The following is a 26543-nucleotide window of genomic DNA, read 5'->3' as shown; positions in this document are numbered from 1 at the left end:
CGTGTCGCCGCCTTGCTGATGTCGCGAGGCGGTGACTGATGCCGATGGGACGGTCCGGACGCCGACCCGAACCCTAACCTTGAAGTTTAGGGTTACCAGAGTGTCTGCTTCTTGGACTCTTCCGAACAGGACACTAAGTCGACACGTGGCGCACGTTCAACGAACACGCCGAACCTCCCGTTTTTCTTTTCACCCTATGTGATCACGCACCGGGCTGCCCAACCAGGGTGCTGGTCAGCACATATACGCGTCAACTCCCTGATACGGAAGGGGCGGTGGGCGCACTCACATCGAAGTGCGCCGCCTTCGGAACTGCTTTCATGAGAGCGGTGAGAGCCCGCGCCTTCGCGGCGCCGTCCTCGCCGCTCCCCCACATCACCGTGCGCCCGCCGCTCAACTCCAGTGAGATGGAGTCGTACGAACGGACCTTCACGACCTCGGTGTCCTCGGCGACTTCGGCCGGGAGTTCATCGCGGACGCGTACCGCTTCGGACATCAGACGCGTGGTGCTGAAGCGTCGCACACTCGGGGACTGATCCACCGTCAATTCCAGCAGCGGTACGCCCTTCGGGGCCTTCTCGACGGTGGCGAAACGCACACCCTTCGCGTCCACTTCGATGAACTTTGCGCCCTTTTCGATAAGCAGCGCGGGCTTTCGCTCCGTCACTTTCAGACCGATGCCGTTCGGCCATGACCGTTCGACATCCACCGAGTCGATACGCGGCAGCTTCTGACGAAGTCGGCGCTCAATCGCTTCCGTGTCGACGGAAATCAGTGGGCCGGAGATCGGAACTTCCGCTACGGCTTCCACCTCGGCGCGCTTGAGCACCACGAGTCCCGAAGTCCGGACCTGCTCGACCCGTAGCCACGGAGAGCCGTAAAGCAGCCAGATTACCCCCGCGCAGAGCGCGATCAACGAAGTGAGAAGAAGCAGAAAACGGCGTCCGGGAAGCCGGAACCGGCGCCCCGCCGGGCGGCCCGAACGGGCGCGGCCGGATTCCGACTCGGTGCTTACCGCGCCTCGCTCGGCGGTCGTCGGTCCGGCCACTGACCCCTGCCTCTCTATGCCTGACGGCGCGCTGCGACCGCCTCGTACACCATGCCGACAAGCAGTTCGTCCGCGTCCCTGCGGCCGAACTCGGCTGCCGCGCGGGACATCTCGTACAGCCGGTGCGGGTCGGACAGCACCGGCAGCACATGGCCCTGGACCCATTCGGGCGTCAGTTCGGCGTCGTCGACCAGCAGTCCGCCGCCCGCCTTCACCACCGGCTGGGCGTTGAGCCGCTGTTCACCGTTGCCGACCGGCAGCGGTACATAGGCGGCCGGGAGCCCGACGGCGGAGAGTTCGGCGACGGTCATCGCGCCCGCGCGGCAGAGCATCATGTCGGCCGCGGCGTAGGCGAGATCCATCCGGTCCACATACGGTACCGGGATGTACGGCGGCATTCCCGGCATGTTGTCCACACGCGGCATTTCGTTCTTCGGTCCGACCGCGTGCAGGATCTGGATCCCGGAGCGCTGGAGCAGCGGCGCGGCCCGCTGGACCACCTCGTTGAGCCTGCGGGCGCCCTGTGAGCCGCCGGAGACCAGCAGCGTCGGCAGGTTGGGGTCGAGCCCGAAGGCGGCGCGCGCCTCGGGGCGCACCCGGGCCCGGTCGAGGGTGGCGATGGTGCGGCGCAGCGGGATGCCGATGTAGCGGGCGCCGCGCAGCTTACTGTCCGGGGTGGAGACGGCGACGGCCGCGGCGTACCGCGAACCGATCTTGTTGGCGAGGCCGGGGCGGGCGTTGGCCTCGTGGACGACGATCGGCACCCCGCGCCGCTTGGCGGCGAGATAGCCGGGCAGCGCGACGTAGCCGCCGAAGCCGACGACGCAGTCCGCCTTCGTACGCTCCAGGATCTGCTCGGCGGCCTTGATGGTGCCGCGCAGCCGGCCGGGGACGGTGATCAGTTCAGGGGTGGGTTTGCGCGGCAGCGGGACGGCGGGGATGAGCGCCAGCTCGTACCCCCGCTCGGGTACCAGCCTGGTCTCGAGTCCGCGCTCCGTGCCGAGGGCCGTGATCCCCACGGTGGGGTCCTGCCTCCGCAGGGCGTCCGCGAGGGCGAGCGCGGGCTCGATGTGGCCGGCGGTCCCCCCACCGGCGAGTACGACATGCACCGAAATTCACCGCTCTCCGGACGGACGCTTCTTGACGCGCCGTCTCATCGTCTTCCATCTCACGCCGGGCCTTCGCATGGCCAGGGCCGCTTTCGCGGCGGGATCCTCTCGCGCGAACGCGATCAGCAGCCCGACAGCGAACATGGTCGGCAGCAGGGCTGAACCTCCGTAGGAGAACAGCGGGAGCGGGACTCCGGCGATCGGCAGCAGACCGAGCACCGCGCCGACGTTGACCACGGCCTGTGCCGTGATCCACGTGGTCACGCCTCCCGCCGCGTACCTCACGAAGGGGTCCTCCGTGCGTCCGGCCACGCGGATACCCGCATAGCCTAGAGCCGCGAAGAGGGCGAGCACCGACAGCGTCCCCGCCAGTCCCAGTTCCTCCCCGGTGATGGCGAAAATGAAGTCCGTGTGAGGTTCGGGGAGTTGACCCCACTTTTCCACACTCGCGCCCAGTCCGGAACCGAACCATCCGCCCGAGGCCAGCGCGTAGATGCCGTGCACGGCCTGCCAGCACTGGTCGTTCGGACCGGGGTCCGTGGCGCCGATGCAGGCGAGCCGGGACATGCGGTTGGGGCTGGTTTTGATCAGGACGAAGCCGAGGGTGACGGCGACGGCGAGCACACCGCCGAACAGCCGGGTGGGCGCCCCCGCCAGCCACAGCAGTCCGAAGAGGATCGCGGTGAGGATGATGGCGGTGCCCATGTCGCCGCCGAGCATGATCAGACCGAGCAGCATGAAGGCGACCGGGACGAGCGGCACCAGCAGATGTTTCCACTGGGTCAGCAGCCGCTTGTCCTGTTTGCGGGCGAGCAGATCGGCGCCCCACAGAATCAGCGCCAGCTTGCCGAACTCGCTGGGCTGGAGCTGGAAGGGACCGCCGAGATAGATCCAGTTCTGGTTGCCGTTGACCGCGTGCCCTATCCCCGGGACCTGCACGAGGACCATCAGGAAGACGGCGCCGACGAGCAGCGGGTACGACAGCGCGCGGTGCAGCTTGCCGGGCATCCGGGAGGCGAGCAGCATCAGCCCGGCGCCGATGACGGCGGCCAGGAACTGTTTGCGGAAGAAATACGAGCCCGGCAGCGACAGCTCGAGCGCCTTGATCATCGAGGCGCTGTAGACCATCACCAGACCGAGCACGGTCAGCAGCAGGCCGGCGCCGAAGATCAGGTAGTACGCGGTGAGCGGCCGGTCCCAGGCGCGGCGGGCCCGCTCGTACATCCGCCGTACCCGGTTGCCGCGCGGCGGACGGGGCTGCCGGGCGCCGAGGCCGCCACGGGCGGCGGGAGCGCGTCGTACGGCCGCTCCGGGAGCCCGGCCACGCAGGGCGAGGCCGGGCAGCCGCGGCGACCGCGCGGGCCCCGTGGCGGCGCCGGTGGCCACTCCTGCCGGCAGGGCGAGGGGTGGCGGGGAGAACGGTACGGCGGCGAGGAATCGCCCTCGTACCGAAGGACGCGCGGGCCGCCGGCCCGTGCCCGCGGTGTTGTCGGCCGGCATCTTCGCTGTCCCCTCCAGTCGTGCGCGCGCGACCGGCCGGTGGGGCTGTCGCGGCCCGCGCTCGCGGGGCTGTCGGCCGATCGGTCAGGCGTGCTCGGCGGCGAGTGCGCGGACCGCGTCCGCGAACGCCTCGCCCCGCTTGTTGTAGTTGACGAACATGTCCATCGAGGCACAGGCCGGGGCCATCAGGACGGTGTCCCCGGTCTTCGCGAGGCGCGCCGCCGCACGGACAGCGGCCGACATCGCCCCAGTGTCCGTCTGTTCGAGGTCCACGACCGGGACTTCGGGCGCGTGTCGCGCGAGGGCTTCGGCGATCAGCGCCCGGTCGCGGCCGATGAGGACCACGCCGCGCAGCCGCTTCGCGGACCTCTCGACCAGCTCGTCGAAGGACGCGCCCTTGGCGAGGCCGCCGGCGATCCAGACGATCGGGTCGTAGGCCGCCAGGGAGGCTTCGGCGGCATGGGTGTTGGTGGCCTTGGAGTCGTCGATGTAGCTGACGTCCGCGATGTCCGCGACGTGCTCGATCCGGTGCGGGTCGGGGCGGAAGGCGCGCAGTCCGTCGCGTACGGCGGCGGGTGAGACGCCGTAGGCGCGGGCGAGGGCCGCCGCCGCGAGGGCGTTGGCGATGTTGTGCGGGGCCGGCGGGTCGATGTCCTTGACCTCGGCCAGCTCCTGGGCCTGCTCGCCGCGGTTCTCGACGAAGGCCCGGTCGACCAGGAGGCCGTCCACGACGCCGAGTTGGGAGGGCCCGGGGGTGCCGAGGGTGAAGCCGATCGCGCGGCAGCCCTCCTCGACGTCGGCCTGGCGCACCAGGTCCTCGGTCACCTTGTCGGCGACGTTGTAGACGCAGGCGACGGTGTTGCCCTCGTAGATCCGGCCCTTGTCGGCGATGTACGCCTCCATGGAGCCGTGCCAGTCGAGGTGGTCGGGCGCGATGTTGAGGACGGCGGCGGAGTGGGCGCGCGGGCTCGGTGCCCAGTGCAGTTGGTAGCTGGAGAGTTCGACGGCCAGGACGTCGTACTTCTGCCGGCCGTTGTCGTCGGGCAGGACGGCGTCGAGCAGCGAGACGCCGATGTTGCCGACGGCCTCGGTGCGCAGGCCCGCCGCGCGCAGGATCGCGGCGAGCATCCGCACGGTCGTGGTCTTGCCGTTGGTGCCGGTGACGGCCAGCCAGGGCGCGGCGTCGGGTCCCCTGAGCTGCCAGGCGAGTTCGACGTCTCCCCAGATCGGTACGCCGGCTTCGGCGGCGGCCAGGAAGAGGGGCTTGTCGGGCTGCCAGCCGGGCGTGGTGACGACGAGTTCGGTTCCCTCGGGGAGAGTCGCGCCGTCGCCGAGCCGTACCGTGACGCCGATCCGGGCCAGTTCGGCGGCCTGCGTACGGGCGCGCTCGTCGTCGCCGTCGTTGACGACCGTGACGACGGCGCCCAGGTCCCGCAGCGCGCGCGCCGCGGGGATCCCGGAGACGCCGAGACCGGCGACGGTGACCCGCTTGCCCTGCCACGCGGCCCGGCGGTCGGCCGGCTGACGGTCGCTCACTTGTCGGCCGCCCAGCCCGCGTAGAAGAGTCCGAGTCCGACGATCACGCACATGCCCTGGATGATCCAGAAGCGGACCACGACAAGGACTTCGGACCACCCCTTCAGTTCGAAGTGGTGCTGGAGCGGGGCCATCCTGAAGACGCGCTTGCCGGTCAGCCGGAACGAACCGACCTGGATCACCACGGACATGGTGATGAGGGCGAAGAGGCCGCCGAGCAGGGCGATCAGGAGTTCGGTACGGGAGCAGATGGCGAGGCCCGCGAGGGCGCCGCCGAGCGCCAGCGAGCCGGTGTCGCCCATGAAGATCTTGGCGGGTGAGGTGTTCCACCACAGGAAGCCGAAGCAGGAGCCCATGAGGGCGGAGGCGACGACGGCGAGGTCGAGCGGATCTCGTACCTCGAAGCAGGCGTCGGGGTTGGTGAGGGTGATCGCGTTGGCGCAGGACTCCTGGAACTGCCAGAGGCCGATGAACGTGTACGCGCCGAAGACCATCACCGAAGCGCCGGTGGCCAGGCCGTCCAGACCGTCCGTCAGATTCACGCCGTTGGACATCGCGAGAATCATGAACAGCGCCCAGACCACGAACAGCACCGGTCCGATGGACCAGCCGAAGTCCGTCACGAAGGACAGCTTGGTGGAGGCGGGGGTGTTGCCGCGGATGTCGGCGAACTGGAGCGAGAGCACCGCGAAGGTGATGCCGACGATGAGCTGTCCGGCCATCTTCGCCTTGGCCCGCAGACCCAGCGAACGCTGCTTGACGATCTTGATGTAGTCGTCCAGGAAGCCGACCAGGCCCATCCCCGCCATCAGGAACAGCACCAGCACACCGGAGAACGTCGGGTCCTCGCCGGTGATCACCTTCGCCAGTGCGTAGGCGATCAGGGTGGCGAGGATGAAGGCGATACCACCCATCGTGGGCGTGCCCTGCTTGCTGCCGTGGCTGCGCGGGCCGTCGTCCCGGATGAACTGGCCGTAACCCTTGCGGGCCAGCAGCTTGATCAGCAGCGGCGTACCGATCAGGGTCAGAAAGAGCCCGATGGCTCCCGCGAAGAGGATCTGCCTCATCGGCCGGAGACCTCACCCTCGACTGCGTTCTCGAGCAGTGCCTGGGCGACCCGCTCCAGTCCGGCCGACCTGGAAGCCTTCACCAGCACGACGTCTCCCGAACGCAGTTCACTGCGCAACAGATCGACCGCCGCCTGCGCGTCGGACACGTGCACCGACTCCTCACCCCACGAACCCTCGTTGTAGGCGCCCAGTCGCAGCCAGGACGCTTCCCTGCCCCCGACTGCGACGAGCTTGCTGACGTTGAGCCGGACGGCGAGCCGTCCGACCGCGTCGTGCTCGGCGAGCGCCTCGTCACCGAGTTCGGCCATCGGGCCGAGCACCGCCCACGTGCGTCCGCCGGTTTCCCTGGCGGCACCGCCCATGGCGACCAGCGCGCGTAGCGCTGCTCTCATGGAGTCGGGGTTCGCGTTGTAGGCGTCGTTGACGATCGTCACGCCGTCCGCGCGCTCGGTGACCTCCATACGCCAGCGGGAGAGGGTTTCCGCCTCGGAGAGCGCCAGGGCGATCTCGTCGACGGACATGCCCAACTCATGGGCGACGGCGGTCGCGGCGAGCGCGTTCGACACGTGGTGCTCACCGTACAGCCGCAGCGTCAGCTCGCTGCACCCGGTGGGTGTCCGAAGGCGGAAGGAGGGTCTGCCGAGGCCGTCGACGTGGACGTTCTCTGCCCGTACGTCTGCTTCGTCGGACTCTCCGAACAGCACCACCCGCGCTTTGGTGCGGGTGGCCATGGCGCGTACGAGGGGGTCGTCGGCGTTCAGGACGGCGATGCCGCCCTCCTCGGCGGGCGGCAGGGACTCGACCATCTCGCCCTTGGCCTCGGCGATCTGCTCGCGTCCGCCGAACTCGCCGATGTGGGCGGTGCCGACGTTCAGTACGAGGCCGATCCTCGGTGGGACGAGGCCGGTGAGATAGCGGATGTCACCGATGTAGCGCGCCCCCATCTCCAGGACGAGGAATCGGGTGTCCTCGGCGACGCGCAGGGCGGTGAGCGGGAGTCCGATCTCGTTGTTGAGATTGCCGTCGGGCCAGACGGTGGGGGCCGCGCGCCGCAGGAGCTGGGCGATGAGGTCCTTGGTGCTGGTCTTGCCCGACGATCCGGTGAGCGCGACGGTCGTGGCGCCGGTGCGCTCCACGACGGCGCGCGCGAGGGCGCCGAGGGCCTGGACGACGTCCTCGACGACGATGGCGGGGACGCCGACCCGCCGGACGGCCAGCACGGCGGCGGCGCCCGCCTCGACAGCCTGGCGGGCGTAGTCGTGGCCGTCGACGTTCTCGCCGGCGAAGGCGACGAAGAGGCTGCCGTCCGCCACCTTGCGGGAGTCGATGACGACGGGGCCGGTGACACGGGCGGCCGGATCCGGTATGTCGTACGACTGCCCGCCGACGATGGTGGCGATCTCGGCGAGGGAGAGGGTGATCACGTGGACCGTCCGGCGGATGGAGGGCGGGTGATGGATGGGGACGCGGGCCGGGTGGGGGTCCGCGAGAGCGACGGCGGGGGCGGCGCGGGGAGGGGGTGCCGCGGGCAGGCCGGCGGTGGGGTGACGGGGTGTGAGGTGACGGCCCGTGGGAAGGCCGGCCGTGGAGTGACCGGGTGACGGCCGCCGGCACCCGGCGCCGTCCTCCGGTTGCCGGACGGTCCCCTCATCCCCGACCGGTGCTCTCGGTCTCGTGGCGCAGGGAGCGCTCGATGGCCTCGCGCAGGACCTGGCGGTCGTCGAAGGCGCGTACCACCCCGGCGATGTCCTGGCCCTGTTCATGGCCCTTGCCGGCGATCAGGACGGTGTCGCCCTCGGCCGCCCTGGACACCACGGAGGCGATGGCCGCCGCGCGGTCGGCGTCGACCAGGACGTCGCCACGCTCGTGGATCGGCACCTCGGCGGCGCCCGAGAGCATCGCGGCGAGGATCGCGAGCGGGTCCTCGGAGCGCGGGTTGTCCGAGGTCAGTACGGCGGTGTCGGCGAGCCGGGCCGCCGCCGCGCCCATCGAGGGGCGCTTGGACTTGTCACGGTCGCCGCCGCAGCCCAGGACGATGTGCACCTTGCCCTCGGTGACCTTGCGCAGCGAGCGCAGGACCGATTCGACGGCGTCCGTCTTGTGGGCGTAGTCGACGACGGCGAGGTACGGCTGGCCCGCGTCGACGCGCTCCAGCCGGCCGGGGACGCCGGGCACGTCCGCGATGCCGTCGGCGGCGACCTGGGGGTCGATTCCGGCCACGGCGAGGGTGACGACGGCGGCCAGGGTGTTGGCGACGTTGAACGGGCCGGGCAGCGGGGCCTCGGCGCGGATCCGCTCGCCCTTGGGGCTGACGACGGTGAAGGCGCTGCCGCGCGCGCCGACCTCGACGTCCTCGGCGCGCCAGTCGGCGTCGGGGTGGCCCTCGGCGGAGAAGGTCGTGATGGGCACGCCCGCCTCGGCGACGAGCCGGCGGCCGTACTCGTCGTCGAAGTTCACGACGCCGACGCGGCTGCGCTCGGGGGTGAACAGCCGCGCCTTGGCCTGGAAGTAGTCCTCCATGCCGGAGTGGAACTCCATGTGTTCCGGGCTGAGGTTGTTGAAGACGGCGATGTCGAAGACACAGCCGTCGACCCGGCCGAGCACCAGGGCGTGGCTGGAGACCTCCATCGCGACGGAGTCCACGCCGCGTTCGCGCATGACGGCGAGGAGCGCCTGGAGGTCGGTGGCCTCGGGGGTGGTCCGCTCGGATTTGATGCGCTCGTCGCCGATACGCATCTCCACGGTGCCGATGAGGCCGGTGTGGTGACCGGCGCCGCGCAGTCCGCCCTCGACGAGATACGCCGTGGTGGTCTTGCCGGAGGTGCCGGTGATGCCGATCTGGAGGAGGTCGGCGCCGGGACGGCCGTAGATCTGCGCGGCCAGTTCACCCATGCTGCCCCGTGGATCGGGCGTCACCAGCACCGGCAGACCGGTCGCGGCGGCGCGCTCGGCGCCCGCCGGGTCGGTCAGGATCGCCGCCGCGCCGAGGTCGGCCGCCTGGGCGGCGAAGTCGGCGCCGTGGAAGCGGGCGCCGGGCAGCGCGGCGTACACGTCGCCGATACGTACCGCTCGCGAATCGTGGGTGATGCCGGTCGCCGCCCCGTCGGCCGGGTGCTCGGTGCCGAGGTCCTGTCCGGGTGGTCTTGTCGGATCAGCCCGGGGCGGCTGGTGCGGTGCATCGCAAGGCGCCGAAGTGCCCTCAGGGTGGTTTCCTGTGGGCATTTCGGCAACGCCGCGAGGTGCCGTGCCAGGCGTTCCGGGCCCGGCAAAGACCGCCCGGACGGGGCCTAGCCTGGCGGCCAGGTCCACGAGCGAGGTCGGCCGGACCTGATTGGGGCGGGGCGCTCCGGGGTGGTTCACGGGCGCGTCCTTTGTGGTGGTTCGGTAGTGATCTGCGTGGGGCACGGCGGTGAGCGTACCGGGCTCACCGGGCCGTGGGCCACGTGAGGGGCGCCCGCCGCCGGGGCCGTCTGGTGGGGTGACGGACGGGTCGTCGTGGTTCCCCGAGTCGGGGGTGATCGTTGTCACTGGGTGGTTCCCTGGGTCACTCGCCGGGTTTGAACTCGACCGGCAGCGGCGCTGCCTTCTCGCCGGTCGGTGGGACCTGGAGGCTCTTGAGAGCGAACTCCATGACCTCCTTGTAGATGGGGCCGCAGATCTGGCCGCCGAAGTAGCTGCCCTTGGTCGGATTCTGGATGGCGCAGTAGACGGTGATCTGCGGGTCGTCGGCGGGCGCGAAGCCCGCGAAGGACGCGGTGTAGCCCCGGTAGCGGCCGGTCTCGGGATCGACACGGTTGGCCGTGCCGGTCTTTCCGGCGACGCGGTAGCCGGGGATGCGGGCCTTGGTGCCGGTGCCCGCCTCGTCGCCGACGACGGATTCGAGCATGGTGGCCAGCGTCTTGGCGGTCTTCTCACTGACGACGCGGGTCTTCTCGGGGGCGGTCGCGGGGGTGAAGCGGCCGTCCGGGCCCTGGGTGCCGCGGACCAGGGTGGGCTCGATCCGTACGCCTCCGTTGGCGATGGTCGAGTAGACCGAGGCCGCCTGCATGGCGTTGACCGACAGTCCCTGGCCGAAGGGGATCGTGTACTGCTGCGAGGTCGACCAGTCCTGGGGGGCGGCGAGGATGCCCTGGGTCTCGCCGGGGTAGCCGAGGCCGGTGGGGCTGCCGATGCCGAATTTACGCAGGTAGGAGTGGAGGACCTGGTTGGCCTCGGGCTGTGTCTTGCCGAGCTGGCCGGTCGCCAGGATGGTGCCGATGTTGCTGGACTTGGCGAGGACGCCGTTGAGTGTGAGGTACCAGGTGGGGTGGTCGATGTCGTCCTTGAAGCTGCGGTCGCCCCGGTGCAGCCGGTTGGGCACGGTGACATGGGTACCGGGGGCGGCGGCCTGCTCCTCCAGGACTGCGGCCATGGACATGACCTTGCTGGTGGAGCCCGGTTCGAAGGCGTCCTGGAGCGCGGCGTTGCCCATGGCGGTGCTGTCGGCCTGCGACAGGTCGTTGGGGTCGAAACCCGGGGCGTTGGCCATGGCGAGCACTTCGCCGGTGCGGGTGTTCTGCACTATCACGTAGCCGCGGTCGGCCTTGGACTCCGTGACCTGTTCGGAGATGGCCCGCTGGGCGGCCCACTGGATGTCCCGGTCGATGGTCAGCTCGATGTCCGTACCGGGGACGGCGGGGGTCTCCTTCGAGCCCGCCGTGGGGACGCGCCGGCCGCCGGAGTGGGCGTAGGTGATCTCGCCGTCCTGGCCGGAGAGTTCCTTGTCGAGCATGGACTCCACGCCGCCGCCTCCGTGGCCGGCGGCGTTGACGTATCCCAGTATCCCGGCGGCGAGGTCCCCGTTGGGGTACACGCGCTTGCTGCTGGGCTCCTGGAAGACTCCGGCGAGGACGCTGGCCGGCGCGTCGTCGCCCTTGCCGCCTTTGGCGGTACGCGCCTTCTCGGCCTTCTCGGCGAGGACGGACTTGAGGTCGCTGATCTGGTTCCAGACCTGGGGGGTCTGGCGGTGCGCGAGCACGGTGAAGCGGGACTTGGGGGCCGAGAGCTGCTTCACCAGCGTCTCGGGCTCCTTGTCGAGGATCGGGGCCAGGAGCGCGGCGGCCTGCTCGGGGGCGTTGTCGACCTTGCTGTCCTCGGGGGTGAACATCTTGGGGTCGGCGGTGATGTCGTGCGCGTCGACGCTGGTGGCGAGGGCGACACCGGCGCGGTCGGTGATCTCGCCGCGCTCGGCGGCCAGCGTGACGCTGGTGTAGCGGTTCTTCTCCGCCTTCGCGGTGTACGCGCCGGCGTCGACGGCCTGGACCTGGAGCAGCCGGACGACGAAGACCAGCATGACCATGGTCAGTCCGAGGCTGACCAGTCGCAGCCGGGGGCGGTGGTTGCCGAGGCGGATACGGCGCGGGCCGCGAGGGGGCCGCCCACGGCCCTGTACGGGGCGCCTCGGGCGCCCGGACGGGCGCGGCGCCGGGCGCTGCGGGACACGCAGCGGGGCGCGTGACTCGGGCCGGGGGCGCCTGCCGCTCCCGGAGCGCGCGGGGCCGGGGACCCGGCGGCGCGGTGGTTGCTCGGGGGGCACTGCGTCACCTGCCGGAGGTCGTCTGGGTGGGTGCGGCGTACGTCGGTCCGGGCTGGGGCGCGGTGGGGGGCGCGCCGCGGGAGCCCGCCGGGGCGGCCGGGGTGGACGAAGGAGTGGCGGCCGGGGTGGACGAAGGAGTGGTGGCCGGGGCCGTGGACTCTCCTGAGGAGGGCGACGCCGGTCCGCCCGGGGCCGACGCCGACGGGGTCACGGACGGCGCGAGCGAGGCGGGCAGGCTGGGCGCGGCGGGTGGGGCGGCGTCCATGGCGGACGGTGCGGTGTACGGGAGCGCGCCGGCCTCGGAGGGGACGCCGCTGATCCTGCCGTCCGGGTTGAGGAAGGCGGGGCTGCCGCCGGGCACCATGCCGAGCTGCCGCGCACGGCGCTCCAGCGCGTCGGGCGCCGAGAGGTTGTCCACGTCGCGCTGGAGCGCCTGCTGTTCGTCGGTCAGGTCGGTGGTCTGCTTCTTCAGCTCGCTCAGCCTGAACGACCCGGTGTTGAGCGAGGAGTTCAGCAGGAGCAGGGTGATCAGCCCGCCGCCGAGGAGGAGTACGACCAGCAGGACGAAGGGGGTGCGCGCCGCGGTGCTCGGCCCGGTCGACGGCATCAGCCGGGCGAGCCGCGCGGCGCGCCCCCGAAGCTGCCTGGCCGGTCCGCTCACCGCACGTCCTCCCGGATCCGCTCGGCGCCGCGCAGCCGGGCGGGGGCCGCCCGGCGGTTCTCGGCGACCTCTTCCTCGGTGGGCAGTTCGGCTCCGCGCGTCAGGAGTTTGAGCCTCGGCTGGTAGCGCTCGGGCACGACGGGCAGGCCGGGGGGCGCCGTGTTGGCGGCGCCGGCCGCGAAGACCTGCTTGACCAGGCGGTCTTCGAGGGAGTGGTAGGCCAGTACGGCGATACGGCCGCCGACGGCGAGGGAGGCGACGGCGGCCGGGACGGCCTCTTCCACGGAGGACAGTTCGCCGTTGACCTCGATACGCAGGGCCTGGAACGTGCGCTTGGCTGGGTTGCCTCCGGTGCGCTTGGCGGCCTGCGGCAGGGCGTCGCGGATGAGTTCGACCAGCCGGGCGCTGTTGGTGAAGGGCTCCACGGCGCGTTCCCTGACGATCGCGGAGACGATGCGCTTGGCCTGCTTCTCCTCGCCGTACGCCCGCAGGATCCGCACCAGTTCGCCCGGCGGGTAGGTGTTCAGGACCTCGGCCGCGCTCATTCCGGCCGACTGGTCCATGCGCATGTCGAGCGGGGCGTCCTGGGCGTACGCGAACCCCCGCTCCGCCTCGTCGAGTTGCATGGACGAGACGCCGAGGTCGAAGAGCACGCCCTGGACGCGCCCGATGCCCAACCGGTCGAGTACGTCGGGCAGTTCGTCGTAGACGGCGTGCACGAGGGTGGCGCGGTCGCCGAACGGGGCGAGGCGCTCGCCGGAGAGCCGCAGCGCCTCCTTGTCCCGGTCGAGCGCGACCAGCCGCGCGGCGGGGAAGGTGGTGAGCAGCGCCTCGCTGTGGCCGCCGAGACCGAGGGTGCAGTCGACGACGACGGCGCCGGGTGCGGCGAGGGCGGGGGCGAGCAGATGGAGGCACCGGTCGAGCATCACCGGAACGTGCCGGGTGCCGGTCATTCGCGGGCCTCGCGGCCCTCGCGGGCCCCAGGCCGTGTCTGGCAAATCCCGCCTGGCGCGCACCGTCCGGCACGCACGCTCGCCGCGTTGTCGGAGTCGGCCGAGTACGCCCAGTACAAGGCCGATCCTCCGCCTTGCGACCGCACGCACCGAACGGCGCGCGCCCCGCCCTGCGGGCGGACGGCGCTATTGGTCAGACACGGCCTGGCTCGCTGGCTGCGCTCGCTCATGCGCCCTCTCAGGTCCGGCGTGGATGTGCGTACCGCCGAGCGTGGGGAAGCCGAGCCGCACGTACGCCGCACACGCGGGGGAATTTCGGGGAGTGTTCCGGTAAGTGTTCGGGATGTCCGTGAACTTCGCGTCACTTTAGTCCACAGGTCCCCCCGGTCAATCAACCGGCCAGCGCGTCGCCCGGCCCGCTGTGGCGGGACCGGTGGCGCGGATCGCGGTGCGGATCGCGGTGCGGATCGTGGCCAAGATCATGTGGGTCCGGACACGGTGGCGACGCGACGGCACACAATCGAAAACGGCGTACATCACCCGTTCGCCCTGTCGGGCTTGACCCGTGTGGCATACCTCACACCGGGCCTCGTTGACGATGTTTGTCCGGTCGTACGGCGGGCTTCCGGCACGGCTGAGCATTACCGTCTATAGGTATGTCGACATCCGCGAACCTCCCCGCCGAGTCCGCCCAGGCGTCCGCCGGTGCGGCCCGCACCGACGGTACGGTCACCGATCGACTCGTGGACGCCAACCGGCGTTACGCCAACGGCTTCGACGACCCCGGGATGGACGCCCGCCCCGTGCTGCGCGTCGCCGTGGTCGCCTGCATGGACGCCCGCCTCGACCTGCACGACGCGCTGGGCCTGGAGCTCGGCGACTGTCATACGATCCGCAACGCGGGCGGCGTCGTCACCGAGGACGTCATACGCTCACTCACCATCAGCCAGCGGGCGCTCCAGACCCGCAGCGTCGTACTGATCCATCACACCGGCTGCGGCCTGGAGGCCATCACCGAGGACTTCAGGCACGAACTGGAAATGGAGGTCGGACAGCGTCCGCCCTGGGCGGTGGAGTCGTTCAGGGACGTGGACCAGGACGTACGGCAGTCGATGCAGCGGGTACGGACCTCACCGTTCCTCCTGCACACCGACGACGTACGCGGTTTCGTCTTCGACGTGTCGACGGGCCTCCTGCGAGAAATCGATCCGTCGAACTGACCGCGCCCACCCTGTCCCGCGCACCAGAAGCACGGCAACTCCGGCAATTCACACCCACTTATCCACAGGCGAGTGACACGAAGCGGTAACGGCTACAAGAATGCGTGAGTGACAGCGGCGTTGCGGAACCTTCCGGACGCGGCGTCCGTATTTCGGGGTGGGCCGGGCCGTGAGAAAAGCCTCGGCCCGTATGAACGGGCCGAGGAGGGCCGGGTGACGACCTATGACGATCGAGCGAGCCTCACAGATCTGACCACCACAGCGGAGCGTGTCCGCGCATCGGTGGAGGGTGTGATCGAGGGCAAGCCTGAGGTCGTACGGCTTTCGCTGACAGTGCTGCTCGCCGAAGGACATCTGCTCATCGAGGATGTCCCCGGCGTCGGCAAGACCATGCTGGCCAAGACGCTGGCGCGCTCCATCGACTGCTCGGTGCGGCGTATCCAGTTCACGCCTGACCTGTTGCCCTCGGACATCACCGGGGTGTCCATCTACGACCAGCAGCGGCGCGACTTCGAGTTCAAGCCCGGGGCGATCTTCGCGCAGATCGTGATCGGCGACGAGATCAACCGCGCTTCGCCCAAGACGCAGTCGGCGCTGCTGGAGTCCATGGAGGAGCGCCAGGTCACCATCGACGGGCAGACGTACGAACTGCCCAGCCCGTTCATGGTGGTGGCGACGCAGAACCCGGTCGAGATGGAGGGCACCTACCCGCTGCCCGAGGCGCAGCGGGACCGTTTCATGGCCAGGGTCTCCATCGGATATCCCAGCGCGGAGGCCGAGTTGGAGATGCTGGACGTGCACGGCGGGGTCTCGCCGCTGGACGACCTCCAGCCGGTGGCCCACGCGCACGACATCGTGAAGCTGATCGACGCCGTGCGGAAGGTCCATGTGGCCGACTCCGTACGGCGGTACGCGGTGGAGCTGGTCGGTGCGACCCGTAACCACCCGGATCTCAGACTGGGCGCGTCACCGCGCGCGACGCTGCATCTGCTGCGCGCGGCGAAGGCGTCCGCCGCCCTGAGCGGCCGGGAGTACGCCCTGCCGGACGATGTGCAGACGCTGGCGGTCTCGGTGCTGGCGCACCGGCTGCTGCCGACCGCGCAGGCACAGCTCAACCGCCGGACCGCCGAGCAGGTGGTGCGGGAGATCCTTCAGCGCGTCCCGGTGCCGACGGCCGACGGCGGCCGGCAGACCCCCGTGGTCGCCGCGCCGCTCTACGACCGGCAGCAGCCGGGCGTCCGGCGGCTGTGATGGAGCCCGGCGCCCCCGCCTCGGACGGCGAGGACAAGGGCGGGCTGCGGGCGGCGCTGGGCGGTCTCACCACCCGCGGCCGGTCCTTCTTCGCCGCGGGCATCGCGGCGGCGGTCTGCGCCTATGTCCTCGGCCAGGCGGATCTGCTCCGGGTGGGCATGCTCCTGGCCGTCCTGCCGCTGGTCTGTGTCGGCGTGCTGTACCGCACGCGCTACCGGGTCGCGGGCAGCAGACGGCTCTCGCCGTCGCGTGTGCCCGCGGGTTCCGAGGCCCGCGTCCATCTGCGGATGGACAACGTGTCGCGGCTGCCCACCGGTCTGCTGATGCTCCAGGACCATGTGCCGTACGTGCTGGGCCCGCGCCCCCGGTTCGTCCTGGACCGGGTGGAGGCCGGCGGGCGCCGTGAGGTCTCCTACCGGGTGCGCTCCGACCTGCGCGGGCGCTATCCGCTGGGGCCGCTCCAACTGCGCCTGAGCGACCCGTTCGGGATGTGCGAGCTGACTCGGTCCTTCAGCGCCCACGACACCCTGACCGTCATCCCGCGCACCGAGCCGCTGCCACCGGTCCGGCTGGCGGGGGCGACTGCGGGGTACGGCGACGGGCGGCAGCGCTCGCTGTCGCTGGCCGGCGAGGACGACGTCATCCCGCGCGGCTACCGCCACGGTGACGATCTGCGCCGGGTGCACTGGCGCTCCACTGCGCGCTACGGCGAGTTGATGGTGCGCCGCGAGGAGCAGCCGCAGCGGGCCAGATGCACGGTGCTGCTCGACACCCGGCGGCTCGCCTACCAGGGTGCCGGTCCGGACTCGGCCTTCGAGTGGGCGGTGTCGGGCGCGGCGTCCGCGCTGGTGCACATGCTGGAACGGGGCTTCGCCGTAAGGCTGTTGACGGACACGGGCAGTTCGGTGCCGGGCGAGGGCGCCGACGGATTCGCCGGTTCGACACAGGAGTCGGCCGACGCGGCCGGGCTGATGATGGACACGCTCGCCGTCCTCGACCACTCCGAGGGGGCGGGGCTCTCCCGCGCGTACGACGTGCTGCGCGGCGGGACCGAGGGACTGCTGATCGCCTTCCTCGGTGATCTCGACGAGGAGCAGACCGCCGTGGCCTGTCGTATGCGGCACCGCAGCGGCGCCGCGGTGGCCTTCGTCCTGGACAGCTCCGGCTGGCTCCAGAGCGAGGGCGAACCTCCCGCGCGGGTCCAGGACCAACTGCGGCAACTGCGCGAGTCCGGCTGGAACACCCTGGCGGTGCCGGCCGGGGCCGCGCTCCCCGACCTGTGGCAGCAGGCGGCACGGCAGCGCACCGAGTCGGGTGTGACGCAAGGCTCGGCAGGCTTCTCCGGAGGATGGTCATGAGCGGTCGCGCGAGGCTGGCGCTGTGCGCGTTCGCCGCCACGATGATGGCGGCGGGGGCGCTGCTGCCGCTGGTCGATCCCGCCACCTGGATTCTCCAGGCGGCCTTCATGGTGGCGGTCCTGGGTGGGGTGGGCGCGCTCGGCCGGCGGGTGCCGCTGGCCAGAACGCTGACCGTGGCACTCCAGGCGGTCGCCGGGCTGCTGATGCTGACGGTGGTCTTCGCCTCGGAGCAGGCCCTGTTCGGTCTGCTGCCCGGACCGGAGGTCTTCCAGCGCTTCGGTGAGCTGCTGAGCCAGGGCGGCGAGGAGGTCGCGCGGTACTCGGTCCCGGCGCCGTCGACCAACGGCATCAGACTGATGCTGGTCGGCGGTGTGCTGGTCATCGGGCTCGCCGTGGACGCGCTCGCCGTGACGTTCCGCAGCGCGGCACCGGCCGGACTGCCGCTGCTCGCGCTGTACTCGGTCGCCGCCGGTCTCTCCGGCGGCGACGCCTCCTGGCTGTGGTTCCTGCTCGCCGCCGGCGGCTATCTGCTGTTGCTGCTGGCCGAGGGCCGGGACCGGCTCTCCCAGTGGGGCCGGGTCTTCGGCGGTGCTCCGCGGGTGCCGGGCCGTACGGCCGCCGGGATGGACACCGGGGGTGGGGCCACGGCCCCGGTCCGTACGGGCCGCCGGATCGGTGTGATGGCGCTGGGAATCGCGCTCGTCGTGCCCGCCGCGCTGCCGTCGCTGAACGGCGGACTGCTCAACGGCACGGGGGCCGGGTCGGGTTCGGGCCTGGGCGGTGGGACGATCTCCGCCGTCAACCCGCTGGTGTCGCTCCAGGACAACCTCAACCAGCCCGAGGACCGGGAGGCGTTGCGGTATCAGACCAACGCGGAGAGCACCCAGGACATGTATCTGCGGATCATGGCGCTGGACGACTTCGACGGCACGTCCTGGCGGTTCTCGCAGCGCGGTGTCGAGGACGTGCCGGACACGCTCCCCGGTCCGCCCGGTCTGAGCGGCGGCGTGAGCACCACCGAGATCAAGACGAGCATTTCCGCCGCCAGTTGGTATCGGCAGAACTACCTCCCGATGCCCTATCCGGCGTCGGAGGTGGACATCAAGGGGCGCTGGCGCTTCGAACCGACCGGCCGGACCCTGGTCGGCGACCGCGGTGAGACGACGCAGAACGCGCAGTACCAGGTCACCAGCCTGCTGGTGGAGCCGACCCGCGAACAGCTCGCGGCGGCGCCGGAGCCGCCGGACTCCCTGGTACGGGAGTACACGAAGGTGCCGGACGTCCTGCCGGACGAGGTGGAGGCCACCGCGCGCGAGGTGACCGACGGCGCGGCGAACGACTACGAGAGGGCGGTCAAGCTCCAGGACTGGTTCGCCGTGGACGGCGGCTTCACGTACGACACGCAGGTCGCCTCCGGCACGGGCGTCTCGGCCATCAGCCGCTTCCTCAAGGACAAGGAGGGCTTCTGCGTCCACTTCTCGTTCACGATGGCGGCGATGGCCCGCACGCTGGGGATCCCCGCGCGGGTGGCGGTGGGCTTCACACCGGGCACTCCGCAGTCGGACGGCTCGATGTCCGTCGGGCTCCGCGACGCGCACGCCTGGCCCGAGCTGTACTTCGAAGGTGTCGGCTGGACCCGCTTCGAGCCCACGCCGAGCCGCGGCAGCGCGCCGGACTACACCATCCCCGAGACTCCCTCGGGCGACGCGAGCGACCCGGCCCAGCCCGAGGCCAGCACGTCCTCCGCGCCGACCGCACAGCCGTCCGCCTCGGACAGTTGCCCGCCGCAGGCCGCCAGGATCGGCGACTGCGGCACGACCGCGCCGGCGGGAGCCCTGCCTCCTACGGACTCGGGAACATCGGCGGGGGCGGTGGCCGCCATCACGCTGGGTGTCCTGGCCGTACTGCTGCTGCCACTGCTTCCGCTGCTGTGGCGGGTCCGGGTCCGGGGCCGACGCCTCGGTTCCGGCGGCCGTACGCCCGCCGATGCCACGGCCCGTGTGCTGGGCGCGTGGCGGGAGATCATCGACACGGCCTGGGACCACGGAATCCTGCCGGACGATTCGCAGACCCCTCGTAGGACGGCGGCCCGGATCGTGCGGCTGGGGAAGCTGGAGGGCGATGCCGCCGATGCCGTGCACCGGCTGGCGCGTGCGGTGGAACAGGTGCTGTACGCGCCGGAGCCACGGCCTGTCACGGGTCTCGCCGACGACGCCCAGCGGGTCCGCGCGGGCCTGGGCGAGGCGGCGGGACGCTGGACCAGACAGCGCGCGCTTCTCCTGCCGCGCTCGTCCGTTCGGGTGATGTGGGGGCTCTCCGAGCGCTGGGCGGCTCTCACCGAGCGCTGGGGAGTGCGCCGCCTGGAGCTGGGCCGCCGGTGGGCGGCGCCGTTCCGCCTCCGCAGGCCGTCCCGGCAGCGGGGCTGAGCCGGGCGGGACCGCGGGACAACGGTCGGGGCGGGGGTACGGGGCGGCTTTCGGGCCCGTACCCCCGCCCCTTTCCGTTTTCCGTAGGCGACGGGCGGCACAGCGCGGCGTATGTCCGGTGGCCCGACGGTCGATCGCCGGAAGGGGACCGCCGTACGCGGATACGGGTGAGGGGCGAACGCGCTCTCGCGTTCGCCCCTCACCCGTATCCGGCGTGTGTCACGGCCGTCGCACCACTACTGCAAGCTTGGGAACCTGGGAGTCTTTACTGACCCTGCTCGTCACGACGGCGCTGCCACCGCTGCTCGATCCGGTTCATGAACGAACGGCGCTGCCGAGGTTGTCGGCGATCGGCCGTGGCCTCGCCGGATGCCTGTTGCTCACCCGGTTTCGGGGCCTTGCGCCAGCCGGTGACCGCGAGAACCGCACAGCCCAGCATGACGAGAAAACCCACCACGCCGATCCAGATCTGCTTGGCGACCATACCGGTCATGAGGAGCGCGATACCCACCAGAAAGCCAGCGACCGCCTGGTAGACCCGTCGCCGGGTGTACGTACGCAGCCCGCTTCCCTCAAGCGCTGTCGCGAACTTGGGATCTTCGGCGTACAGCGCTCGCTCCATTTGCTCGAGCATTCGCTGCTCGTGCTCCGAGAGCGGCACGGAGTCCTCCTAGTCGTCGGTCGCGGGGGGCGACCGGTATGCGGCCCCTTCAGGATAGGCAGGGAATCGCCCCCGTGAAACCCGCCCTCTACGCCATTTCGCCAATCCGGGCCGCCATGCCGACTCGGCCGTTGAGGCGTTGATTCCCCAACCGTCGACCCGTCATGCCGGAAGGCGTACCCCGATCATACGGCGCGGAACGCTTTGCCGGGGGGCCTGTGGCGCACTCCATGCGCAGCTACGTTGCTGATCAGCCCGGCGATCAGTGCTCGCGGGCGTTCCGCGTCAGGCCCGCTTCGCGCCCAGGACGTGCAACTGGCTCGCGACGGAGTGGAAGGAGGGCTGCTCGGCGGCTGCCGCCTCCAGCTTCAGAAGGGCCTCCAGAGCGCCTGGCTGGGTGTCCACCAGAACGCCCGGAACCAGGTCGGAGAAGACCCGGACGCCGTGTACCGCGCCCACGTCGGCGCCAGCCTTGTCGACCAACTCGGTCAGCAGCTCGACGGTGAACCGCCGGGGCACCGGGTCGCCCTCGCCCCAGCGTCCCGCCGGGTCCGTGAGTGCCTGCCGGGCCTCGGTGAAATGGCCGGCGAGCGCCCTGGCCAGGACGGCGCCGCCGAGGCCCGCCGCGAGCAGGCTGAGCGCACCTGCGGGCCGCAGCGCCTCGACCGCGTGGCGGACGCCTTCGGCCGGGTCGTCCACGTACTCCAGGACGCCGTGGCAGAGCACGGCGTCGTAGCCGCCGCGCCCCACCACGTCGAACAGGCCGAGGATGTCGCCCTGGACGCCGTTGACCCGGTCGGCGACGCCCGCCTCGGCGGCCCGGCGCTCCAGCGCGAACAGCGCGTTGGGGCTGGGGTCCACGACGGTCACCCGGTGGCCCAGGCGGGCGACGGGCACGGCGAAGTTGCCCGTGCCGCCCCCGGTGTCGAGGACGTCCAGGATCGCCGCGTCCCCCACCGCGGCGGCGCGGCTGTCGAGGGCGCGCTTGAGGACGTCCCAGACCACGGCGGTACGCAGGGAGCTACGGGGGCGCGACGGCGTCTCTCCGCCGAAGGCAGGGGAAGGGTCCGACACGGCAGTTGACTCCTCGGCGCGGTGCCGCCCCTGGTCGCGGGGCGTGAAAGGTGCAGGCTCCGGACAGCCTATTGCCTCTGTCGGCCGTCCCCGTCACCCCACGGCGCCGCCCTTCTCCGGCTGTTCGGCCCTGGGCTGGGGCAGTACCGGTTCGAGCACGAGCAGCCGCTCCACCAGGCGCAGGAACATGGCCACATCGCGCAGCAGATCGTCGGCGTCGCGGCTGCTCGCCGCGCCCTGTATACCGGCCTCGGCCCGCGCCCTGCGGGTGGCTCCGGAGGCGAACAGAGCGCTCCATTCGGACAGCTCGGGCACGATCTCGGGCAGCACTTCCCAGGCGCTCCTTATGCGCCTGCGGCGCGGGCCCGTCGTGGGCTCGGGCCGGCCACGGGCGGCGAGGACCGCCGCCGCGGTGCGCAGGGCGGCCAGATGGGCCGTCGCATAGCGCTCGTTGGGGGTTTCGAGGGTGGCGGCCTCGTCCAGGCCCGTACGGGCCTGGGCAAGCAGATCGAGGGCGGCGGGCGGCGCGGTCGCGCGCCTCAGGACGGGGTGGACATCGGTCGCGGCGCCGGTCAGTGAGGGGGCAGGGCCGCCTGTGCTTCGCCGGCGTGCGGCTGCGGCGTAGGAACTGGCCATGACGAACCTCCTGGTCGTCTCTGTGACGGCTCTGTGGCCGTATGTGTCCATCGTGGAGTACGCCACTGACAATCGGCCCTGACCTGCGCTTTCGCCTCGTTCGTACGTTCGGAGCAGGTTTTCGCACTGACTGGTCAGCACAGGCAGGCGTGGGCGGGCCGCGTCCCGAATCGCGCCGGTGAATCGGAGGACGGCACCGGCGCCTGTGAGAATCGGGCGCATGGACAGCAGCAGCACCCGCCGGCAGGCCACCCGACAGAAGCTCTACGAGTCCGCGGTGACGCTCATCGCCGAACAGGGCTTCTCGGCCACGACTGTTGACGAGATCGCCGAGCGAGCCGGAGTCGCCAAGGGCACGGTGTACTACAACTTCAAGAGCAAGACCGAGTTGTTCGAGGAGCTCTTACGCCACGGAGTCGGCCGGCTCACCGACTCCCTCCAGACCGCGGCCGACGAGACGGCGAAGCGCGACGGCACCAGCGTGGAGGCGTTGGACGCCATGATCCGCGCGGGGCTCGCCTTCATCGACAGCCATCCGGCCTTCACGCAGTTGTACGTGGCCGAGCTCTGGCGCACCAACCGCGCGTGGCAGTCCACGCTGCTGGTGGTGCGTCAGCGGGCCGTCGCCGTCGTGGAGAAGGTGCTCCAGGAGGGGGTCGACAGCGGTGAGCTGAGCCGTGAGATCGACGTTCCGCTGACGGCCGCCGCGCTGGTGGGGATGGTGCTGGTGGCGGCCCTGGACTGGCAGGCGTTCCAGCCCGAGCGGTCGATCGAGGAGGTGCGCTCGGCGCTCTCGCTGCTGCTGCACGGGCGGGTCGGCGGAGGCTGACGCGGGCGACGGACGCGGACACGGGCACGGACACGGCGATGCGCCGCTCCGGTCGGGCTTCCGCGTTCGGGGCCCGACCGGGGCGGCGCATTGCCTCACCCCGTTAGCGGTCGGGGTGCCACGCCGCTCCGCCGCCCCGTGTCGGCGGTTTCGGCGTCGCGCCCCTCCCGTGCCCCTCACTCTTCCGTCTCCGCAGGTGGGGGCCCATCCGCGTCTCTACTCATCTCACGTACTAGGTACGGATACTCACCACCCCGTTCGAATCCTCACCCGACCGGCCCACACGCTGGCTACGATTTCGTCCGTGTCCCTACTCCCCCTTGTCTTCACGAGTGGCTGGGCCAGCGGGATCAACGCCTATGCGGTGATTCTGCTGTTCGGTGTCTTCGGCGCGACCGGCATGACCGACGAGGTCCCCGAATCGCTCCAGCGCACCGATGTGTTGGCCGTCGTCGGCGTGCTGTTCGTCTGCGAGGCCGTGGCGGACAAGATCCCGTACGTCGACTCGGTCTGGGACTCCGTGCACACGGTGATCAGACCGTTGTCGGGAGCGGTGGTCGCGGCGCTGCTCGCCGGGCAGAGCGGTTCGCTCCCGGAGATCGCGGCGGGCGCGGTCGGCGGATCGACCGCGCTGGTGAGTCATCTGGTGAAGGCCGGCACGAGGATGGCGGTCAACACCTCCCCGGAGCCCTTCAGCAACATCGCCGTCAGCACGGCGGAGGACCTGGGCGTCGCCGGGATCATCACCTTCGCGATCTTCCATCCGCTCGCGGCGGCGATCGTCGCGGGCGGCCTCCTGCTGCTCGGCATCGTGATCATCATCTTCCTGGCCTCCAGGATCCGCCGGTTCCGCCGAAGCAGGGCGCGACGGCGCGAGGAGCGGCGCCTCGCCACGTCCTGGCCTCCCTGACGGCCCGCGGCTCCCCGACCCGGCCTCCCGGGCGCTACGCCGGAAAATCCGGCCGCTAAGGTCCACTTCATGGCACGGATTGCGGTGATCGGCGCCGGGATGGGCGCGATGGCGGCGGCTGCCCGGCTGGCGGTGGCGGGGCACCGAGTGACGGTGTACGAACGCTCGGCGACGTACGGCGGCGCCCTCGGGCGGTTCGAGCGCGACGGGTTCGCGTACGACACGGGGCCCGGCCTGCTGCATCTGCCCGCCGTGTACCGGGATCTGTTCGTCAAGACCGGCAAGCAGCCGCTCGAAGAGTGCGTACGGATGACTCAGGTCGACCCGGCGAGCAGGCATCTCCTCCCGGACGGCACCGAGGTGTCCCTGCCGAACGCGTCGCGCGGCGGTGTCGTCGCGGCCCTGGACGCCGCGCTCGGCGCGGGCGCGGGTGCCCGGTGGGGCGACTTCCTCGGCCGGGCGCGGGACGCCTGGGACCGGTCGCGGCGTCCTCTGTTGGAGGAGCCGTTGCGCGGCGACTGGCAGGTGCTGGGGCGCGATCCGTATCCGGCCGTCCAGCGGCGCAGGCTGCTGCGGACGCCCCGGATGGCGGGCACCGTCGCCGAGGTGGGGTCGTGGGAGCTGGCCGATGCCCGGCTCGCCGCGCTGTTCGAGGGGTACGTCCTGTCGTACGGACTCGATCCGCGGCGCACTCCGGCGGGCGCCGCCCTGCTGCCGTACATGGAGCAGACCTTCGGCACCTGGTACGTACGGGGCGGGATGCGGGCGCTGGCGCACGCGGTGTACGAGCGGTGTCTGGCGCGCAGGGTGGAGTTCGTCTTCCACGCCGAGGTGACCCGCATCGTGGAGAAGGACGGCCGCGCGGCCGGTGTCGAGCTGGCACCGGGGCCGGCCGCGTCCGCCCCCACGGTCGTGGAAGCGGACCATGTGGTGGCGGGCACGGCGCCCGCGGCCCTGGTGGGCCAGGAGCTGTGGCGGGACGACGATGTACGGCCCCGAGGCGGCAGCGCGGGCGGCGGCGGGGTGCCGTCGGTCCCCGGCAGGTTCACGGTGCTGCTGGCCCTGCGTGGCGGCAGGCCGCAGGGTACGGCGCACCGGACGGTGGTCCACTCCCCCGACGGCGGCGACGAGGCCGGCGCGGTGTTCTCCGGGCGGACGGCGCAGCGGCCCACGGTCACGGTGCTGCGGCCCGACGACCCGACGACGCGTCCGGACGACGAGCACGAGGCGGTCACCGTCACGGCGACCGTCGCGCCGCACGGTCCGGTGGACTGGACCGACGCCGCGCGGTGCGAGCGGTACGCCGAGGTACTGGTGGAGGCGGCCGGTTCCGCCGTGCCCGAGTTGCGGGGGCGGCTGCGCTGGCGGGAGATCCGTACGCCGGCCGACACGGCGGCCCGGACCGGGGCGCGGGGCGGTTCGGTGCCGGCGCCCTCGCTGGCGGGTGTCGGGGGCCGGTTGTTGCATCCGGGCAACAGCACACGGCTGCCCGGTCTGTATCTCGTGGGCGGCGAGGCGCACCCGGGTGGTGGGCTGGCGCACGCGGGGATGTCGGGGGCGCTGGTCGCCGGGCTGATCGTGGAGGGCGCGGACTTCCGCGGTTCGCGCTGACCCCGCGTGGCCGACCGGGCCCGCGCCGACCGCAGGTGAACTCGGGAACAGGTGGCGGGAGTTGAGCGCCCGTCAGTAGCGGTACTGCTGCTCGTCGTGGTTGGGGTCGTAGCCGTACGGCTGGGGCGCCTGCTGCGGCATCGGGGGGATGTTCTCGCCCTCGCGCTGCTGCGGGACCCAGACCCCGCCGGGCGGCGTCTCCGCGCCGTACTCGGGCCCCGCTGCCTGGCCGCCCTGGTCGCCCTGGTCGCCGTAGGGGTCCGCGTACTGCTGCCGGCCGCCGTAACTGTCGTACGCGCCGTAGGAGTCGCCGCCGGTGGTCGCGCCGCTGTACGGGTCGGTGTAGGCCGCGTACTGCTGCTGCCCCGTGCCGTAGTCGTACGGCCCGCTCTGGCCGTTCTGCCCCGCGTACGCGTCCGGCCCGCCGTACACGTCCTGGCCCTGGCTCGCGTGGGCGTCCGGGGCCCCGTAGGCGTCCGCCGTGCCGTACGACGCGTCCTGGCCCTGTCCGGCGTAGGCGTCGTGGCCGGCGTGGCTGGTGTAGGTGTCCTGGCCCGTGGGGGCGTCCTGGCCGTTGTACGGGTCGTAATTGCCGTACTGGGTCGCCTGGTAGGCGGCATCGCTGTACACGCCGTACTGACCGGTCTCGTCGGGCATCGGCTCCGGCTCGTAGACGGACGCGATGTGCGAGGGCTCGTCGGGGACCGGACCCATGGGGTCGGCGGCGACCGGCTGGTACTCCAAGTCCGAGACTTCCAGGCTCGGTTCGCGTGTCTCGGCCTCACCGCCGCCCGCCCTGCGGCGGCGGCTGGCGCCGGGGCTGCCGCCGATCGCCCAGCCGGTGGAGAAGCCACGGCGGAACGACAGCGTCACATAGGTCTGGCCGATCGCGAACGCGATCGCGCCGACCGCGATGACCAGGACGGAGGCGAGCAGGACGCCCAGCACCACACCGACGAAACCCGTGAAGGCGAGCAACCGCCAACGCAGCCGCGCCTTGTACTGGAGCAGCACTTCACCCAGCAGCCACAGCGCGACGACGCCGAACGCGATGTAGAGGACCGTCCAGCCCATGCCCGCCCCTCTCCTGCGGTCACCGCCCCGGGGCGGGGCGG

The 26543-nt window shown here is 71.5% G+C and carries 21 protein-coding genes; 7 read left to right on the top strand and 14 right to left on the bottom strand.

Features of this window, described 5'->3' with window-relative positions; all coding sequences use genetic code 11:
* Positions 1-250: 250 nt before the first annotated feature.
* The 10 genes from OG329_RS32470 to rsmH all read right to left on the bottom strand — a co-directional run bounded on the left by OG329_RS32470 (position 251) and on the right by rsmH (position 13452).
* The gene (locus OG329_RS32470) at positions 251-1048 is read right to left on the bottom strand and encodes a cell division protein FtsQ/DivIB (RefSeq protein ID WP_405799945.1); all 798 of its coding nucleotides are present in this window, start codon (positions 1046-1048) and stop codon (positions 251-253) included.
* A 14-nt stretch (positions 1049-1062) separates the two neighbouring features.
* Positions 1063-2157, bottom strand: a complete 1095-nt coding sequence (murG, locus tag OG329_RS32465) for an undecaprenyldiphospho-muramoylpentapeptide beta-N-acetylglucosaminyltransferase (protein ID WP_405799944.1) — start codon at positions 2155-2157, stop codon at positions 1063-1065.
* A gap of 6 nt (positions 2158-2163) precedes the next feature.
* Positions 2164-3657: a putative lipid II flippase FtsW gene (gene ftsW / locus OG329_RS32460; protein WP_405799943.1), complete on the bottom strand. Its 1494-nt coding sequence runs from the start codon at positions 3655-3657 to the stop codon at positions 2164-2166.
* An 84-nt stretch (positions 3658-3741) separates the two neighbouring features.
* Positions 3742-5193, bottom strand: coding sequence for a UDP-N-acetylmuramoyl-L-alanine--D-glutamate ligase (gene murD, locus OG329_RS32455; RefSeq protein ID WP_405799942.1), 1452 nt, complete (start codon positions 5191-5193; stop codon positions 3742-3744).
* Entirely contained in the window at positions 5190-6260 is a 1071-nt protein-coding gene (gene mraY / locus OG329_RS32450) for a phospho-N-acetylmuramoyl-pentapeptide-transferase (protein ID WP_405799941.1), read from the bottom strand. The genes murD and mraY overlap by 4 nt, the downstream gene beginning before the upstream one ends.
* A complete protein-coding gene (gene murF / locus OG329_RS32445) occupies positions 6257-7687 on the bottom strand; it encodes a UDP-N-acetylmuramoyl-tripeptide--D-alanyl-D-alanine ligase (protein WP_405799940.1) in 1431 nt (476 codons plus the stop codon). The genes mraY and murF overlap by 4 nt, the downstream gene beginning before the upstream one ends.
* Before the next feature lie 223 nt (positions 7688-7910).
* A complete protein-coding gene (locus OG329_RS32440) occupies positions 7911-9791 on the bottom strand; it encodes a UDP-N-acetylmuramoyl-L-alanyl-D-glutamate--2,6-diaminopimelate ligase (RefSeq protein WP_405799939.1) in 1881 nt (626 codons plus the stop codon).
* Positions 9792-9807: 16 nt separating this feature from the next.
* Positions 9808-11838 (bottom strand): peptidoglycan D,D-transpeptidase FtsI family protein, encoded by a 2031-nt coding sequence (locus OG329_RS32435; protein ID WP_405799938.1) that lies wholly within the window; start codon positions 11836-11838, stop codon positions 9808-9810.
* A gap of 4 nt (positions 11839-11842) precedes the next feature.
* Complete coding sequence (locus OG329_RS32430) at positions 11843-12499, bottom strand: septum formation initiator family protein (RefSeq protein WP_405799937.1); 657 nt, start codon at positions 12497-12499, stop codon at positions 11843-11845.
* Entirely contained in the window at positions 12496-13452 is a 957-nt protein-coding gene (gene rsmH, locus OG329_RS32425; RefSeq protein WP_405799936.1) for a 16S rRNA (cytosine(1402)-N(4))-methyltransferase RsmH, read from the bottom strand. Before rsmH ends, OG329_RS32430 begins: the two co-directional genes overlap by 4 nt.
* A 656-nt stretch (positions 13453-14108) precedes the next feature.
* Between rsmH and OG329_RS32420 the strand changes: the two genes are divergently transcribed.
* The 4 genes from OG329_RS32420 (at position 14109) to OG329_RS32405 (ending at position 19707) form a co-directional block, all read left to right on the top strand.
* Complete coding sequence (locus OG329_RS32420; RefSeq protein WP_405799935.1) at positions 14109-14672, top strand: beta-class carbonic anhydrase; 564 nt, start codon at positions 14109-14111, stop codon at positions 14670-14672.
* Between the two features lie 213 nt (positions 14673-14885).
* A complete protein-coding gene (locus OG329_RS32415) occupies positions 14886-15923 on the top strand; it encodes an AAA family ATPase (protein ID WP_405799934.1) in 1038 nt (345 codons plus the stop codon).
* A complete protein-coding gene (locus tag OG329_RS32410; protein ID WP_405799933.1) occupies positions 15923-17281 on the top strand; it encodes a DUF58 domain-containing protein in 1359 nt (452 codons plus the stop codon). Before OG329_RS32415 ends, OG329_RS32410 begins: the two co-directional genes overlap by 1 nt.
* On the top strand, positions 17278-19707 hold the full coding sequence (locus OG329_RS32405; RefSeq protein ID WP_405799932.1) for a DUF3488 and DUF4129 domain-containing transglutaminase family protein: 2430 nt from the start codon (positions 17278-17280) through the stop codon (positions 19705-19707). The genes OG329_RS32410 and OG329_RS32405 overlap by 4 nt, the downstream gene beginning before the upstream one ends.
* Positions 19708-19972: 265 nt before the next feature.
* Here OG329_RS32405 and OG329_RS32400 read toward each other — a convergent pair whose 3' ends face one another.
* The 3 genes from OG329_RS32400 to OG329_RS32390 form a co-directional block, all read right to left on the bottom strand.
* Complete coding sequence (locus OG329_RS32400) at positions 19973-20368, bottom strand: DUF3040 domain-containing protein (RefSeq protein WP_354607508.1); 396 nt, start codon at positions 20366-20368, stop codon at positions 19973-19975.
* Positions 20369-20653: 285 nt separating this feature from the next.
* On the bottom strand, positions 20654-21442 hold the full coding sequence (locus tag OG329_RS32395) for a methyltransferase (protein ID WP_405799931.1): 789 nt from the start codon (positions 21440-21442) through the stop codon (positions 20654-20656).
* 93 nt (positions 21443-21535) lie between these two features.
* Positions 21536-22078 (bottom strand): SAV_6107 family HEPN domain-containing protein, encoded by a 543-nt coding sequence (locus OG329_RS32390; RefSeq protein WP_405799930.1) that lies wholly within the window; start codon positions 22076-22078, stop codon positions 21536-21538.
* Positions 22079-22298: 220 nt separating this feature from the next.
* Between OG329_RS32390 and OG329_RS32385 the strand changes: the two genes are divergently transcribed.
* From OG329_RS32385 to OG329_RS32375, 3 genes are all read left to right on the top strand, one after another.
* Positions 22299-22907: a TetR/AcrR family transcriptional regulator gene (locus OG329_RS32385; protein WP_405799929.1), complete on the top strand. Its 609-nt coding sequence runs from the start codon at positions 22299-22301 to the stop codon at positions 22905-22907.
* Between the two features lie 304 nt (positions 22908-23211).
* The gene (locus OG329_RS32380) at positions 23212-23817 is read left to right on the top strand and encodes a DUF4126 domain-containing protein (RefSeq protein ID WP_405799928.1); all 606 of its coding nucleotides are present in this window, start codon (positions 23212-23214) and stop codon (positions 23815-23817) included.
* A 69-nt stretch (positions 23818-23886) separates the two neighbouring features.
* Positions 23887-25428: a phytoene desaturase family protein gene (locus OG329_RS32375; protein WP_405799927.1), complete on the top strand. Its 1542-nt coding sequence runs from the start codon at positions 23887-23889 to the stop codon at positions 25426-25428.
* Positions 25429-25500: 72 nt separating this feature from the next.
* Here OG329_RS32375 and OG329_RS32370 read toward each other — a convergent pair whose 3' ends face one another.
* Positions 25501-26502 carry a hypothetical protein gene (locus tag OG329_RS32370; protein ID WP_405799926.1) on the bottom strand — a complete coding sequence of 334 codons (1002 nt, stop codon included), beginning with the start codon at positions 26500-26502 and terminating at the stop codon, positions 25501-25503.
* Between the last annotated feature and the right edge of the window lie 41 nt (positions 26503-26543).

It is taken from the genome of Streptomyces sp. NBC_01506 (assembly GCF_045040295.1).
Taxonomy (GTDB): domain Bacteria; phylum Actinomycetota; class Actinomycetes; order Streptomycetales; family Streptomycetaceae; genus Streptomyces.
The sequence above is the reverse complement of the archived record's forward strand: the minus strand, read 5'-3'. Positions and strand labels throughout refer to the sequence as shown.